12 protein-coding genes are annotated in these 14318 nt (G+C 67.5%); 2 read left to right on the top strand and 10 right to left on the bottom strand.

The window, feature by feature from the left end:
• Positions 1 to 33 precede the first annotated feature (33 nt).
• The 8 genes from QO033_RS06460 to QO033_RS06495 are packed head-to-tail and all read right to left on the bottom strand — an operon-like array spanning position 34 to position 9099.
• A complete protein-coding gene (locus QO033_RS06460) occupies positions 34 to 501 on the bottom strand; it encodes a MaoC family dehydratase (protein WP_284480133.1) in 468 nt (155 codons plus the stop codon).
• On the bottom strand, positions 498 to 2213 hold the full coding sequence (locus QO033_RS06465) for a long-chain-fatty-acid--CoA ligase (RefSeq protein WP_284480134.1): 1716 nt from the start codon (positions 2211 to 2213) through the stop codon (positions 498 to 500). Before QO033_RS06465 ends, QO033_RS06460 begins: the two co-directional genes overlap by 4 nt.
• The gene (locus QO033_RS06470) at positions 2210 to 3445 is read right to left on the bottom strand and encodes a Zn-dependent hydrolase (RefSeq protein WP_284480135.1); all 1236 of its coding nucleotides are present in this window, start codon (positions 3443 to 3445) and stop codon (positions 2210 to 2212) included. Before QO033_RS06470 ends, QO033_RS06465 begins: the two co-directional genes overlap by 4 nt.
• On the bottom strand, positions 3442 to 4830 hold the full coding sequence (gene hydA, locus QO033_RS06475; protein ID WP_284480136.1) for a dihydropyrimidinase: 1389 nt from the start codon (positions 4828 to 4830) through the stop codon (positions 3442 to 3444). Before hydA ends, QO033_RS06470 begins: the two co-directional genes overlap by 4 nt.
• Positions 4827 to 6017, bottom strand: a complete 1191-nt coding sequence (locus QO033_RS06480) for a trans-sulfuration enzyme family protein (RefSeq protein ID WP_284480137.1) — start codon at positions 6015 to 6017, stop codon at positions 4827 to 4829. Before QO033_RS06480 ends, hydA begins: the two co-directional genes overlap by 4 nt.
• Positions 6014 to 7159, bottom strand: coding sequence for an acyl-CoA dehydrogenase family protein (locus tag QO033_RS06485; RefSeq protein WP_284480138.1), 1146 nt, complete (start codon positions 7157 to 7159; stop codon positions 6014 to 6016). Before QO033_RS06485 ends, QO033_RS06480 begins: the two co-directional genes overlap by 4 nt.
• 3 nt (positions 7160 to 7162) lie before the next feature.
• Positions 7163 to 7945 (bottom strand): enoyl-CoA hydratase-related protein, encoded by a 783-nt coding sequence (locus QO033_RS06490; RefSeq protein ID WP_284480139.1) that lies wholly within the window; start codon positions 7943 to 7945, stop codon positions 7163 to 7165.
• Complete coding sequence (locus QO033_RS06495) at positions 7942 to 9099, bottom strand: acyl-CoA dehydrogenase family protein (protein WP_284480140.1); 1158 nt, start codon at positions 9097 to 9099, stop codon at positions 7942 to 7944. The genes QO033_RS06490 and QO033_RS06495 overlap by 4 nt, the downstream gene beginning before the upstream one ends.
• Before the next feature lie 293 nt (positions 9100 to 9392).
• On the opposite strand from QO033_RS06495, the gene QO033_RS06500 reads away from it, so the two are divergent.
• A complete protein-coding gene (locus tag QO033_RS06500; protein ID WP_284480141.1) occupies positions 9393 to 10142 on the top strand; it encodes an IclR family transcriptional regulator in 750 nt (249 codons plus the stop codon).
• Positions 10143 to 10159: 17 nt separating this feature from the next.
• Here QO033_RS06500 and QO033_RS06505 read toward each other — a convergent pair whose 3' ends face one another.
• Complete coding sequence (locus QO033_RS06505; RefSeq protein ID WP_284480142.1) at positions 10160 to 12094, bottom strand: 3-hydroxyacyl-CoA dehydrogenase NAD-binding domain-containing protein; 1935 nt, start codon at positions 12092 to 12094, stop codon at positions 10160 to 10162.
• Between the two features lie 11 nt (positions 12095 to 12105).
• Positions 12106 to 13305 (bottom strand): acetyl-CoA C-acyltransferase, encoded by a 1200-nt coding sequence (locus tag QO033_RS06510; protein WP_284480143.1) that lies wholly within the window; start codon positions 13303 to 13305, stop codon positions 12106 to 12108.
• A 170-nt stretch (positions 13306 to 13475) separates the two neighbouring features.
• Between QO033_RS06510 and QO033_RS06515 the strand changes: the two genes are divergently transcribed.
• Positions 13476 to 14309 carry a MaoC family dehydratase gene (locus QO033_RS06515; RefSeq protein ID WP_284480144.1) on the top strand — a complete coding sequence of 278 codons (834 nt, stop codon included), beginning with the start codon at positions 13476 to 13478 and terminating at the stop codon, positions 14307 to 14309.
• The last annotated feature ends 9 nt before the right edge of the window (positions 14310 to 14318 follow it).

Below are 14318 nucleotides of genomic sequence, written 5' to 3' on the forward strand. Positions count from 1 at the left end.
CCCGTTGGGCGTCAGAGGCGGAGGCGGGGCAGGTCATCGGGCGGCCTCGTCCCCCGGTCGGCACAGAAGAAAGATCAGGTGATCGCCGCTGACAACCTCTGTCCCGTCGGCTTTCAGCAGAAATCCGCGTTCGGTGGCCAGCCCGCGCCCGGGTTTCGAGGTCATTCGCTTGTCGACGAATTCCAGCCGCAGATAGACCTCTTCGCCGGGATAGAGCGGCGCGCTGAACTTGATGTCGGTCCAGCCGAGCGAGGCGGTGACAGATCGTTCGAATACCCCGAGCTGCGATTTCAGCCCCTCGATCAGCGCCAGGCTGAACAGCCCGTGGGCGATGCGGCCGTCGAAGCCCGCCTCCCGCGCGAAGGCTTCGTCCATATGGACCGGATGGCGTTCGCCGGTCAGCGCGGCATAGGTGTCGATATCGGAGATCGTGATGCGGCGCCGCGGCGAGATCAGCGCCGCGCCGGGAGTGAAATCCTCGAACCAGATCTGATCGGTCATTGCTTCGCACTCCATTCGGCCTGTTGCAGGGCGCGCCAGTCCACCTTTCTGCTGCCCGATTGTGGCAGGCTGTCGACGAATTCGACGATCCGCGGGATCTTGTAGGCGGCCATATGCGCGCGGGCAAATTCGGTGATCGTTCTGGCGTCGACCTGCGCCGCCTGGCCGGGTTTCAGCACGATCAGCGCCTTGACGGTTTCGCCACGATAGGGGTCGGGGGCAGAGATCACGCAGCATTCCTGCACCGCCGGATGGCGATAGAGCAGGGTTTCGCATTCCGCCGGCCAGACCTTGAAGCCCGACACGCTGATCATCCGTTTCAGCCGGTCGACGATGAAGAAATAGCCTTCCGCGTCGACATAGCCCAGATCGCCGGTCCTGAGCCACAGCCGGTCCTGCAGCGGGATCAGCGTCTCTGCCGTCGCCTCCGGGCGGTTCCAGTAGCCCGCCATCACCTGCGGCCCGGAAATCAGGATTTCTCCCAGTTCGCCCTGCGGCTTTTCCGCAAGCGTGTCGGGGTCGACCACGATGGATAGGGTGTCGAAGATCGGCAGGCCCAAGCATTGCGGCTTTGGCCGGGCCGGCGGGTTGATATGGGTGGCCGAGATCGTCTCGGTCAGCCCGTAGCCCTCGCAGAATTCCAGCCCGTAGCGGTCGCGCAGCTCCAGCGCCACGGCGGCGGGCATCGAGGCGCCGCCGCCGGTCAGCACGGTGATATGGGCCAGACAGGCGGGATCGAACTTCTCGCTCGCCATCACGTCGACGATCATGGTGGGCGCGGCGCTCCACCAGGTGACTTTGTGGCGGGTGAAGAGATCGGGGATGATGTCGCGGTCCCAGCGGGTCATGATCACCAGCGCGGCGCCGGCGAAGATCCCCGCACTCATCGAGGCCTGCATGCCGGCGACATGGAACATCGGCATGAAGGAGGTCATCACCGAGCGGTCATCCAGCCCGTACCATTTCGCTTGGGCGGCGGCGGTGAAGGCCACGGTGGAATGCGGGTGCATGCAGGCCTTGGGCTTGCCGGTGGTGCCGGAACTGTAGGGCATCACCGCGATATCGGCGCTGCTGGCGGCATAGGGGGTGGGGCGGTGGCCGGCGACGATGGCGGCCTCGAAATCGGTTTCCGTCTCCGGCCGCAGCGCGGCGCGGGGCGCCTGCATCACCGGCGGCAGCGGTTCTGCCGGAGCGGTGGGGGCCTCATCGGCGTAATGGGCGACGATCAGCCGGTCGAACAGTTCCGGCATCAGCGGGCGGAAGCGATCGACCAGCTCGTCGCCGACGATGGCCAGACGGGCACCGCTGTCGCGGGCGTAATGTTCCAGCTCTTCGGTGGTGTTCATCGGGTTGATCGGCACCACCACCGCATCGGCGCGCAGGATGGCGTGAAAGGCAGTGACGAATTGCGGCGAGTTCTGCAGATCGACCAGCACCCGGTCGCCGGGACGCAGGCCGCGATGCTGCAGGTAGCCGGCCAGCGCCTCGACCCTGGCATAGAGCTCTGCGTAACGGGTGGTGCGGCCGTAGTAGTACAGCGCCGGCCGGTCAGGTGCACGGCGGGCGGCGTGCTCCAGGTTGCCGACGGCATTGCCTTGCGGAAAGTCCAGATGCGCCGGCAGCCCGGCGGGCCAGAAGGGCGATTGCGCTCCGGCTCTGATCGCCGGGGCGGCGGCGGGGGTCGGGCCGGTGCCGGCGCGCGTTTCGGTCAAAATTCCTGCTCCGCAATCTGACGCACGGCCTCCTCCAGGACCGTGACTGCCTGGGCGATCGGCGCCCAGTCCGTATGTTCCTCCGGGCAATGGCTGCGCCCGTCTTTCGAGGGCACGAAGAGCATCGCCACCGGCAGATGCGCCGCGACGATCCCGGCATCGTGATTGGCCCCCGACGGCAGCCGGCTGTGGCGGATGCCATGGGCCCGTGCCGCCGCCGCCAGGCTCTCTTGCATCCCGGACGACAGCGCCACCGGCGCCTCGCCATAGATGCGGCGGACCTTTGTCTCACTGCCGAAGGCGGCGCCGGTCTCGGCCACCAGTGCCTCGGTCATCGCGGTGGCCCGGGACAGGGCGGTGCCATCGGTGTCGCGGATCTCCAGCGCCAGCCGCACCTCTCCCGGCACCACATTGGCCTGGTTCGGCATCAGCTTGACCACGCCGATGGTGCCCCTGAGCGTGTCGCTCGGGTCGGCGAGGATCATGGCGCGGAAGCGGTCGGCAAAGTGGGCGGTGGCGGCGAAGGCATCGTTTCGCAGCTCCATCGGCGCGGCGCCGGCATGGTCGGGGCGGCCGGTGAAGCGGATCGCGAACCGCTCCTGCCCGGCGATGGCGGTGACGATGCCCACCGCGTCGCCGCGCGCCTCCAGCACCGGGCCCTGTTCGATGTGCAGCTCGACATAGCCGTGCAGGTCGGAGAAATCGCGGGCGGCCTCGCGCACGCGGGAGGGATCGAACCCGGCCTCCGCCATCGCCTCGACCAGCGGTGTGCCGTCCTGGCCGCGTTTTTGCGCCAGATCGTCGGGGGTGAAACCGCCGGTCATCGCCCGGCTGCCGGTGAAGGGACCGAAGCGGCCCTCCTCGTCGCGAAAGGCGATCACCTCGATGGGGCGGGCCCAGGTGCCGGCGGCGATGGCACGCCGGGCGATCTCAAGCCCTGCCAGCACCCCCAGCGCGCCGTCATAGGCGCCGCCGTTTTTCACCGTGTCCAGATGCGACCCCAGCGCCACCGCCGGCCCCATGCCCGGGGTGCGGGCGATGGCATTGCCGAAGGCGTCATACCGCGCGCTCATCCCCATCTCGCGGGCGCGGGCCAGGAACCACTCCTGCGCGGCGCAATCCTGTGGCCCGAAGGCCGGGCGGCTCCAGCCGCCCTCGGGATCGCGCCCAATGGCAGAGAGCGCCTGGAAATCGGCGATCAGACCGGCGATGGGGGCGAGCGGGTCGGTCATGGCAGATCGGGCCGGACGGCGGTGCCGCGTTCCAGGAACCGGCCCTGACCGGCCTCGCCCAGAAATTCGCCATTCTCGACCACCACGCGGCCGCGCAGCAGGGTGGTGTCGATCATGCCGGTCACTTCCATCCCAGAATAGGGATTGTAGCCGATGTCGCCATAATCGCTGTCGGGGCTGATCACCTGCCGCCGCCCGGGGTTGAGGATGGCGATATCGGCGTCATAGCCGGGCGCGATCCGGCCCTTGCGGTCGCCGATGCCGAAGATATCGGCCGGCCAGGTGGAGGTGAGGCGCGCGAATTGATCGAGGCTGATCCGCCCCTGATCGACGCCGAGGGTGTAGAGCATCGGCAGCCGGATCTCGATCCCCGGCGCGCCATTGGCGACATCGGCGAAGGAGGGCAGGCCCATCGCCTTGGCGGCAGCGGAGTAGGACACCTCGTCCGAGGTCACGGCGGAGAGCACGCTGCGGGCCAGCGCCTGCCACAGCGCGGCCTGATTGTCGGCATCCCGGAGCGGCGGGCTGAGGATGAAGTTATGGCCGTCCTCGCGTTCCAGCGCCTCGTCCGTCAGGGCGAGGAAATGGGTGCAGGTCTCTGCCGTGATCTTGCTGCCACGCTTGCGGGCGGCCTCGACCAGCGGCAGCGCGCCCTTGGCCACGAGGTGCAGAATATGGACGCCGCAGCCGGTATCCTCGGAGAAGAGGATGGCGCGCGAGACCGCCTCGATCTCGGAAATCGGCGGCCGGGTCAGGGCGTGCCATCGCGGTTCCGTATGACCCTTGGCGATGGCCTCGGCGCGCAGCGCCTCGACGATGCCGGCGTTTTCGGCATGCAGCACGATCATCAGATCGTCCTTGGCGGCCTGCTGCATCAGCCGGTAGAGCTGACCGTCCTCCAGCTTGAGCCCGTCTTCCTCATAGACCGTATAGACCTTGAGCGAGGAGACGCCCGCGGCGCGCAGCCCGGCCAGTTCGGCCAGGGTGTCGTCGTTCACGTCCGTCGCGATCAGATGCAGCCCGTAATCGACGGTGACCACCGGATCGGCCTGCTTGCGGCGATGGGCAAGGCCCGCCAGCATCGACTTGCCGCGCCGTTGCAGCGCGAAATCGACGATGGAGGTGGTGCCGCCCCTGAGCGCCGCGATACCCCCCGTTTCGAAGTCATAGACCGAGCGTTGGCCCATGAAACCCACCAGCAGGTGCACATGCGGGTCGACGCCCCCGGGCAGCACGATCCTGCCGGTGGCGTCGATCACCCGGTCGCCTGTCCCGGTGCCGGGATCGACGATGGCCTTGATCTTTTCGCCTTCGATCAGAATGTCGGCGGTGGTGGTGCCCTCGGGCAGAACCACGGTGCCGTTCGCGATCACCAGATCGGTCATTTGCAGTCCTCCAAAGCCTGGGTGAGATCCTCGATCAGATCCTCCGCCTCCTCGATCCCGGCGGAGATGCGCACCAGCGTGTCGCCGATCCCCATCTCGCGCCGCTTCTCGGGCGGTACGGAATAATGCGATGTATTGCCCGGCTGGCTGATCAGGCTTTCGACGCCGCCGACCGAGGGGCCGATGGCAAAGAGCCGGGTGGCGTCGACCACATGGCGGGCGGCCTCTGCGCTGGCCATCTCGAAGGACATCAGCCCGCCGAATCCAGTCATCTGCTTGGCCGCCAGGGCGTGGTCGTCGTGGTTGGCAAGCCCGGGGTAATGGACCTTGCCGACCGCCGGGTGGGCGGCAAGAAATTCTGCCAGCCGCTGGCCGTTTTCGTTGTGTCGGGTCATTCGCAGGCCGTAGGTCGCCATGCCGCGCATCAGCAGCCAGACGGCATGCGGGTCCATCACCCCGCCGTTGGCCTGGGAAAACGACCGCACCGCGCGCAACTCGGACCGGGCACCGCAGACGGCACCGGCCAGAACGTCGCCATGGCCGTTGAGGTATTTGGTCGCCGAATGGATCAGCAGATCGGCGCCCAGCTCCAGCGGGCGCTGGTTCATCGGCCCGCCCAGGGTGCCGTCGACCACCAGCTTGGCGCCGGCCTGATGGGCGATGGCCGCGAGGGCCGGAAGATCGACGATGCGCACCAGCGGGTTGGTCGGCGTTTCGGCATAGATCACCCTGGTCTTTTCGGTGACGCAGGCCGCGACATCCCCGGGTGCCAGCGAGGTGGCCCAGCGGACGGTGACGCCCTGCCGCGGCAGAAGCTCGGTGAAATAGCGCAGGGTCACGCCATAGATATCGGGCAGGGCGACCAGCTCGTCCCCGGCCTGCAGGAGCGGCGCCAGTGCCCCGGTCACCGCCGCCATGCCCGAGGCGAAGAGGGCGGCGGATTGCGCCCCCTCCAGCGCCGCGAGCCGCTGCTCGGCGGCCATCACGGTGGGGTTGCGCACCCGCGAATAGACAAAGCCGCGCGCCTTGCCGCTGTTCACCGCCTCCAGCCCTTCGGTATCGGGGGCGGCGAAGGTGACGCTTTGATAGATCGGCATGGTCACAGCGCCCTCATGGGCCCGTGGGTCCAGCCCGGCGTGCACCGCAAGGGTGCCCAACCGGTCGGAATGGCGCGCGTCCTTGGTCATTTGGTCAGCTCGCGCGAGATGATGATGCGCAGGATTTCCGAGGTGCCGCCGCCGATCTCGGCCAGCTTGGAATCGCGGAAATGCCGCTGCATGTCGTATTCCATCAGATAGCCCCAGCCTCCCATCATCCGCATGCCGTTGAGCGCGGCGCGCACGTAGGTTTCGGACGAATAGAGGTTGGCGACGGCGCTTTCCTTGTTGTTGGGAATGCCTCGGTCCACCAGATTGGAGGAACGGTAGAGCAGCAGCCGCGCCGCCTCGATCTCCATATGCATGTCGGCAAGCTTGGCGCGGGTCAGCTGGAAGCTGTTGATCTTCTGGCCGAATTGCTCGCGCTCATCGGTGTATTGCAGGATCTTGTCCAGGCAGCTCTGCGCCGCGCCGACGTTCACCGCCGACAGGCAGCAGCGTTCGTAGTCCAGAGTTTTCAGCGCGTTCAGCCAGCCGGAATTGGCGCCGCCGATGATCGCATCCTTGGGCAGGCGCACGTCCTTCAGGAAGATCTCGTTCAGGTCCATGGGCTTCAGGCCCAGTTTCTTCAGCTTGCGTATCTCCACCCCGGGGGTCTTGGGGTCGAGCAGGAACATGGTGATGCCCTTGTGTTTGGGCGCCTCCGCGTCGGAGCGAGCCATCAGCAGGATGTAATCGGCTTCCTGCGCGCAGGAGCAGAACATCTTCTGGCCGTTGATCACCCATTCGTCGCCCTCCAGCACCGCGCGGGTGCGCAGGGAGGCGGCGTCCGACCCCGAATTCGGTTCCGACAGCGAGAAGGCGAAACGGATCTCCCCCTTGGCCAGTTTCGGCAGCAGCTCCTTCTTCTGCTCTTCGGTGCCGAAGTGGACCAGCGCGTCGGTGGCGATCACGATGGTGGTATAGAAGATATTGGCGCCGGCCTCGAAATGCATGGCGAATTCTTCCAGGAAGACCGCCAGATCGGTGCAGCTGCCGCCCATGCCGCCGTATTCCTCCGGGATCGGCAGGCCCAGCCAGCCGGTCGCGGCCAGCTTGTCATAGAGCTCGAACGGGAATTTCTCCTCCTCATCGCAGGCACGGACATAGTCCGGCGGGCATTCCTTCAGCAGGAAGCTGCGCAGGCTGTCGCGCATCAGGCGCTGTTCGTCACTCAGATCGAAATTCATCATCAGTTATTTCCCTTTCCAGCGCGGCGCGCGTTTCTCGGCAAAGGCGCGGGGGCCCTCGCTGAAGTCCTCCGAGGCGCGCATGCGGTCGCGCGCGGGCAGGCCGCCGAGGATCGTCTCGAAGGCCTGCTTGTCCTGCAGCATCTCGACCTCGCGGGTGGCCTCCAGCAACGCCGCCACGGCGAGCGGTGCGCCGGTGACGATTTCTGCCGCGATCTCATGGGCCACTGTCATCAGCTCGTCCCGCGGCACGATGCGGTTGACGAAGCCGTAGTGCCTGGCCTCCTCCGCCCCCATGCGCCGGCCGGTCAGCAATAGTTCCGAGGCGATGTTGCCGGGCAGCTTGCGATGCGCCCGCCAGAGACCGCCGGCCTCGGGAATGAAACCGCGGGCAAGCTCCGGCAGGGCGAATTCCACATGTGGCGCGGCCAGCACGATCTGGCAGTTCAGCGCGAATTCGAAACCGCCGCCGACCGCCAGCCCGTTGATCGCGCAGATCACCGGCTTCAGCATGTCGTGGCGGTTCAGCCCCATAAACCCATGCGGGCCGAAATCCTCGCCATCGTCGCCGGCGGCCACCGCCTTCAGATCCCAGCCGGCCGAAAACATCCGGTCGCCGGTGGCGGTGACGATCCCCACCCTGAGGGCGGGGTCGTCGTTCAGCCGGGTCAGCGCCGCGTCCAGATCGCGGCTGGCCTGCTGGTCGAAGGCATTGGCGGGCGGGTGATCGAAGATGATCTCCAGCACCTCGCCCTTGACTTCCGTCTTGATGCGGGATGGCTGGCTCATGCCGGGAACTCCCGCAGCACGTCTTTCGAGATGATGTCGCGGTGGATTTCCGAGGTGCCTTCCCAGATCCGCTCCACCCGCACGTCGCGCCACATGCGTTCGATCGGCCATTCGCGGGTGACGCCCATGCCGCCCAGCATCTGCATCGCGTTGTCGGTGACCCGGCCGGCCATTTCGGAACCGAAGAGGTTGACCTGAGACGCCTCGCGCTGGGTGATGGTGCCGGCTTCCATCTTGGCGGCGCCGTCCAGCACCATCAGCCGGGTGGCGTGGATCTCCATCGCCATGTCGGCCAGCTTGAAGGCCGTGCCCTGGAATTCGCCGATGGTCTTGCCGAAGGCCCTGCGGGTATTGGCGTATTGCGCCGCGATCCCCATGGCGCGTTCGGCGACGCCGATGCAATTGCCGGCCAGCATGATGCGGCCCGAGAAGATCCAGTTCTTGGCGATCTGGAAGCCGCCGCCTTCCTCGCCCAGGATGTTGCGGGCCGGCACCCGCACGTCGGAGAACGAGATGGCGCAGGATTTCATGCCGCGGTTGCCGACCACATGGATCGGGCTGACGGCGATGCCGGGGGTGTCCTTGTCGACCAGGAAGGCGGTGATGCGTTTCCGCGGTCCCTTCGGGGTCTCGTCAACGCCGGTCACCGCGAAGAGGATGATGAAATCCGCCTTCATCGCCATGGTGATGAAGATCTTCTCGCCGTTGACGACATAATCGTCGCCGTCGCGCACCGCCCTGGTGGCGATCTGGCGGGCGTCCGATCCGGCGCCCGGCTCGGTCAGGGCGAAGCATTCCCAGCGTTCGCCGGTGATCACCGGTTTCAGATAGGTGTCGATCTGGTCGCCCTGACAGGCCGTGAGGATCGGGGCGGGGCGGTTGCAGATCACATGCAGGGCCCGGCTGGTGCGGCCGAACTCGATCTCGGCCATGCAGCGCAGCGATTGGCCCAGACCGCCGCCGCCCATCTCCTCGGGCATGTTGATGGCGTAATAGCCCGCCGCGATCGCCTTTTGCCGGATCTCGTCGAACAGATCGTCGGGCACGTTGTCGAGCTCTTCGACCAGCTTCTCATGTGGCTGCAGCTCGGCCTCGACAAAGGCGCGCACGCCTTCGGCCACCATGCGTTGATCTTCGGTGATGGAGAGTGACATCCGGTCTTCCTTTCTGATCCAGGCGGCGCCCCGCCGGGCGGTTCCGGGGCTGCCGATCTGATCTGTCGTTTTAATATTCGAAATGAGGTTTCGTTATTTTGGAAATTCTGTCAAGCTGACGGTGGAAATTTTCTGCCGGCCCCGGGGGGCGTGACGTTGGGTCCTGTTCCGATTTTCGGCATGGGATTTCAGTCGCCGGAAGAGTCTGATAGGCGAGGACCGGTACCGGTCTGCGCCCTGAGATTGATGTGGGCTCCGGGCCGGACCGGACCGTTGCTGTTGAGGAGACTTGGGTGTCGGGAACTGTGGGAAAGGCGCTGCGCCTGCTCGAATTGCTGTCGACCTATGACGCGCCGGTCAGGCTGTCCGAATTGTCGCGCGATGCGCAGATGAACAAGAGCACCGCCTATCGCATGCTCGAATCCCTGCGAAACCTGGGCTATGTGCAGCAGGACGAGCCGAACGGGCGCTACATGATCACCACCAAGATGTGGCAGATCGGCGTGCGTGCGTTTCAGCGGCTGGATATCCGCAACATGGCCCGGCCCTATCTGGATACGCTCGCGCGGGAGACCGACGAACCGGCTGTCCTGGCGATCATCGAGGGCAACGATGTGGTGATCGTCGACCGGGCGGCCTCGTCCCAGGCGATCCAGACGGTGTCGCAGATCGGATCGCGTACGCCGATCCATTGTTCCTCGCTCGGCAAGGCCTTCCTGATGGTGGAGACCGAGGAGCGGTTGCAAATGCTGAAACGCCCGTTGCAGCAATTCACGCCGAAGACCTTGACGCGGCTGGCCGATCTGCGCGCCAACGTGGAGGCGGCGCGGGAGGCCGGGATCGCCACCGCCTTCGACGAATTCGACGAGGGCGTCAGCGGCGTTTCGGCGCCGATCCTGGGCAGCGACGGCAAGGTGCATTGCACCATCGGCATCACGCTGCCCACGGCGCGGGCGGACGGGGAGACCTTCGAGGCCTGCAAGGCGATCGTGCGTCAGCAGGCCGACCTGTTTTCCGCCCAGCTGGGGTATGAGCCGCGCTGAGCGTCCGGCGGCGGGATTTATCCGCCGCGATGATCGGCCCAGTACATCGGCCCGCCGGTCCAGGCCGGCCAGCCATAGCCGTTGACCCAGATGGTATCGATATCGCCGGCGCGGGCAGCGACCCCCTCGGCCAGGATCCGGCGGCCTTCCTCGATCATCGGATCGAGACAGCGGGCCAGGATCTCGGCGTCTGAAATCTCCCGGCGGGTGATGCCTTTTTGGGCGGAAAGCGTGACCAGCAGGCGGTCTGTCAGTGCCGAGGGCAGCGCCTGACCCGTCTCGTCGTAGTCGTAATAGCCGGCTTTGGTCTTCTGGCCGAATCGCCCGGCCTCGCAGAGGCACTCTTCGATGCTGGCCCCCGAGGAGGTCTCGCGGTCCCAGCCGAGGTCCAGCCCGGCCAGATCGGCCATCGCGAAGGGGCCCATCGGCAACCCGAAGTCATGGAGCACCCGATCCACCTGCCAAGGCGTCGCGCCCTCCAGGATCAGCGCCCCGGCGGCGGCCTGACGGCGGGCCAGCATGCGGTTGCCGACAAAGCCGTGGCAGTCGCCGACCACCACGCCGACCTTGCCGATGCGCCGCGCCAGCTCCACCGCCGTCAGCAGCACCTCCGGCGCGGTCTCCGCCCCGCGCACGATCTCCAGCAGTTTCATCACATGGGCGGGAGAGAAGAAGTGCAGCCCCAGCACGTGACCGGGCCGGGAGGTGACGCCGGCGATCCGGCCGATTTCCAGAAACGAGGTATTGGTGGCGAGGATCGCGCCGGGTCGGGCAATCGCGTCGAGCTGGCGGAACACCTGCTGCTTGACTTCCATCACCTCGAAGACCGCCTCGACGATCAGATCGACCTGCGACAGGGCGCCGATGTCGGTGCCAGTGGTGATCCGGTCGCGGCGGGCGGCGGCCTCCGCTTCGGTGATCTGGCCGCGTCCGGCCTGTCGCGCATAGGTGCCGGCGATGGCTGCGGTCGCGCGGTCGATCCCGTCTTGCGTCTTGTCGATCAGGGTCACCGGCAGGCCGGCACTGGCGAAGCTCATGGCGATGCCGCGCCCCATGGTGCCGGCGCCGAGGATGCCGACAGAGGCGATCGGCAGTGGCCGGGTGCCCTCGGGCAGGTCCGGCAGCCTGCGCGCCTCGCGCTCGGCAAAGAATACATGGCGCAGGGCCTTCGATTGCGCGCCCTGTTCCAGCCGGTGAAAGGCCTCGGTTTCGGCGGCGAGCGCTTCGGCCAGTGGGACCGCGGTGGCGCGTTCGACGCAGGCGAGCACCTCTGCCGGGGCGGTCTGGCCGCGGAACCTGCGGGCGGTCCGGCCGCGGAAGCTGTCGAACAGATCGGCGGGGGCGGGCGCCGGGGCCGGGCGCGGGGGGGCGCCTGCCGTCAGCTCCCGGGCCAGCGTCCGCGCGTCGGTCAGAAGATCGCCCGCGCTCACCGCATCGAGCAGACCGAGGGACTGCGCCTCCGCTGCGCCGAGGGTGCGTCCCGAGCTCACCAGATCGAGCGCCACGGCAGGCCCGGCCAGCCGGGTCAGCCGAGCGATGCCGCCACAGCCGGGGATCAGCCCCAGCCGGATTTCGGGCAGGCCCATGCGGGCGCTCACGGTGGCGATTCGCGCCGGGCAGGCCAGCGCCAGTTCGAAGCCGCCGCCAAGCGCGGTGCCATGCAGCGCCGCGACCAGCGGTTTCGGGAAATCGGCGACCTGCGCCACCAGCGTGGGCAGGTCCGGCTGGGCGATGGCCTGGTCGAATTCGGAGAGATCGGCACCGGAGAAAAAGCTCCGGCCGGCGCAGCGCAGCACAGCGGCGGTCACCTCCGGGTGCGCGGCGATCTGGTCCAGCGCCCGGGCCAGCCCGGATCGCACCGGGGCAGACAGCAGGTTCAGCGGCGGGTGATCCACGGTGATCACGGCCAGACCGTCGGAGTGGGTCCAGCAGACGGGGGAGGGTGTGGTCATTCTCTGGCCTCTCAGAAGATTTCGAACAGGCCGGCGGCGCCCATGCCGCCGCCGATGCACATGGTGACGACGCCGTATCTGGCACCGCGCCGTTTGCCCTCATGCAGGATATGGCCGGCCATCCGGGCTCCCGACATGCCATAGGGGTGGCCGATGGCAATGGCGCCGCCGTCGACGTTCAGCCGCTCGTCGGGGAGGCCCAGCCGGTCGCGGCAATAGAGCACCTGGCTGGCGAAGGCCTCGTTCAGCTCCCACAGGTCGATGTCCTCGACGGTCAGCCCATGCGCCTTCAGGAGTTTGGGGATGGCGAAGACCGGGCCGATGCCCATCTCGTCGGGCTCGCAGCCCGCCACCGCGATGCCGCGAAAGGCACCGAGCGGGGACAGCCCCTGTCGTTCGGCGGCGGTTTCCTCCATCAGCACCAGCGCCGCCGCCCCGTCGGAGAGCTGGCTGCTGTTGCCTGCGGTGACGCATTGGCCTCGGGCGATCACCTGGCCGTCGGCGAAGACCGGCTGCAGCCCGGCCAGCCCCTCGGCCGTGGTGCCTGGGCGGTTGCATTCGTCCCGGGCCAGCGTCACCCGCTCTTCCGTGGGGGTGCCGTCGGCCGCCTTGCCGCGCCTGGTCGCCTCGATGGGGGAGATCTCGGCACTCAGCCGGCCCTCCGCCTGGGCGGCGGCGGTGCGCTGTTGCGAGCTCAGCGCCAGCGCGTCCTGCGCCGCACGGGGGATGCCGTAGCGCTTGGCCACGATCTCGGCGGTTTCAAGCATCGACATATAGAGCGCCGGATGAGTCGCGGTCAGGCCGGGATCGCGGCTGCGATACATGTTCATGTGCTCGTTCTGCACCAGCGAGATCGATTCGACCCCGCCGGCCACCACCATCTGCTGGCCCTCCAGCGCGATGCCATGTGCCGCCGCCGCGATCGCCGTCAGGCCGGAGGCGCATTGTCGGTCCAGCGTATGGGCGGCGACGCTGACCGGGCAGCCGGCGGCCAGCGCCGCTTGCCGGGCGACGTTGAAGCCGGTGCTGCCCTGTTGCAGGGCTGCGCCCAGCACCACCTCTTCCACCCTGTCGGCGGCCAGTCCCGCGCGGCTCAGCGCGGCGGCGATGGCATGGCCGGCCAGGCTGGGGGCGGCCGTGTTGTTGAGGGCGCCGCGATAGGCCTTTCCGATCGGGGTTCGGGCGGTCGCCACGATGACGGAGCTGCGCATGATCTCTCCTTGAGGGGTTGTGCGGGCCCCGGGGCGGTGGCGCGCGGTGCTGACGAAGCGGGCAGCGATTTCGCTGCTTCCGGCCAATGTGTTTCACAATGTGGAACTCTATTGCAATATTTAAACTGCGATGGCATCGTAACGGCATCAAGGATGTACCGGAGACGCTCATGCCGTTGAATGCCGACCGCCTCATGGGGCTGCAGATTCCCGACCGCCACCTCCGCTATGACGACCGCGATACGCTGCTTTATGCGCTGTCGCTGGGGGCCGGGCTCGGTGCCGATCTGGGGCTGGTGCAGGAACAGGGGCAGCGCGTGGTGCCCTCCTTCGGGCAGAATCTGGCCTTCAACGATTCGTGGATGGAGGCGGCCGGGGTCGATCTGGAGATGGTCGTCCATGGCGGGCTGGAGCTGAGCTTTGCCGCGCCCTTCGCCCCGGCGGGAGAGGTCGATGTGACCGCCGGTATCGTCGGGCTGACCGACAAGGGCGTGGGCAAGGCCGCGATCATCCGGCACCGCACCGAGGTGGCCCGCGATGGCGCGGTGATCTTCACCTCCTCCTCCAATCTTTTCGTACGGGGCGCCGGCGGGTTCGGCGGCTCCCGGGGAGAGGAGGCGCCGCGTCTGCCCGCCCCCGAGGGGGCGCCGCAGGCCACGGCCGAAGTGCCGACGCGCCCCGATCAGGCGCTGTTCTTCCGGCTGATGGGGGACCGCAACCCGCTGCACAGCCTGCCGGAGGTCGCCCGGGCCGCCGGGTTCGACCGGCCGATTCTGCATGGCGCCTGCACCTTCGGCATCGCCTGCCTGACCGTGCTGGAGCGGTATTGCGGTGGCGATCCGGCCCGGATGGCGGGATTTGCCGCGCGGTTCAGCGGCCCGCTCTTCCCCGGCGAAACCCTTGTCTTCCAGTTCTGGGAAACCGGCGATGGCGTGGCCTTCACCGCTCATGCGAAAGAGAGAGACGCGCCAGTCCTCTCGGACGGGCGCGCCACCTTGCGCTGAGAGACAGGA

The organism is Pseudodonghicola flavimaris, assembly GCF_030164425.1.
Classification (GTDB): Bacteria; Pseudomonadota; Alphaproteobacteria; order Rhodobacterales; family Rhodobacteraceae; genus Pseudodonghicola; species Pseudodonghicola flavimaris.

Bases quoted from the DNA above. Each gene is read 5' to 3' on its own strand.
- QO033_RS06490 (WP_284480139.1), bottom strand. From the start codon at position 7,945: ATGAGCCAGCCATCCCGCATCAAGACGGAAGTCAAGGGCGAGGTGCTG.
- hydA (WP_284480136.1), bottom strand. From the start codon at position 4,830: ATGACCGATCTGGTGATCGCGAACGGCACCGTGGTTCTGCCCGAGGGC.
- QO033_RS06515 (WP_284480144.1), top strand. From the start codon at position 13,476: ATGCCGTTGAATGCCGACCGCCTCATGGGGCTGCAGATTCCCGACCGC.
- QO033_RS06470 (WP_284480135.1), bottom strand. From the start codon at position 3,445: ATGACCGACCCGCTCGCCCCCATCGCCGGTCTGATCGCCGATTTCCAG.
- QO033_RS06460 (WP_284480133.1), bottom strand. From the start codon at position 501: ATGACCGATCAGATCTGGTTCGAGGATTTCACTCCCGGCGCGGCGCTG.
- QO033_RS06505 (WP_284480142.1), bottom strand. From the start codon at position 12,094: ATGACCACACCCTCCCCCGTCTGCTGGACCCACTCCGACGGTCTGGCC.
- QO033_RS06495 (WP_284480140.1), bottom strand. From the start codon at position 9,099: ATGTCACTCTCCATCACCGAAGATCAACGCATGGTGGCCGAAGGCGTG.
- QO033_RS06485 (WP_284480138.1), bottom strand. From the start codon at position 7,159: ATGATGAATTTCGATCTGAGTGACGAACAGCGCCTGATGCGCGACAGC.
- QO033_RS06480 (WP_284480137.1), bottom strand. From the start codon at position 6,017: ATGACCAAGGACGCGCGCCATTCCGACCGGTTGGGCACCCTTGCGGTG.
- QO033_RS06510 (WP_284480143.1), bottom strand. From the start codon at position 13,305: ATGCGCAGCTCCGTCATCGTGGCGACCGCCCGAACCCCGATCGGAAAG.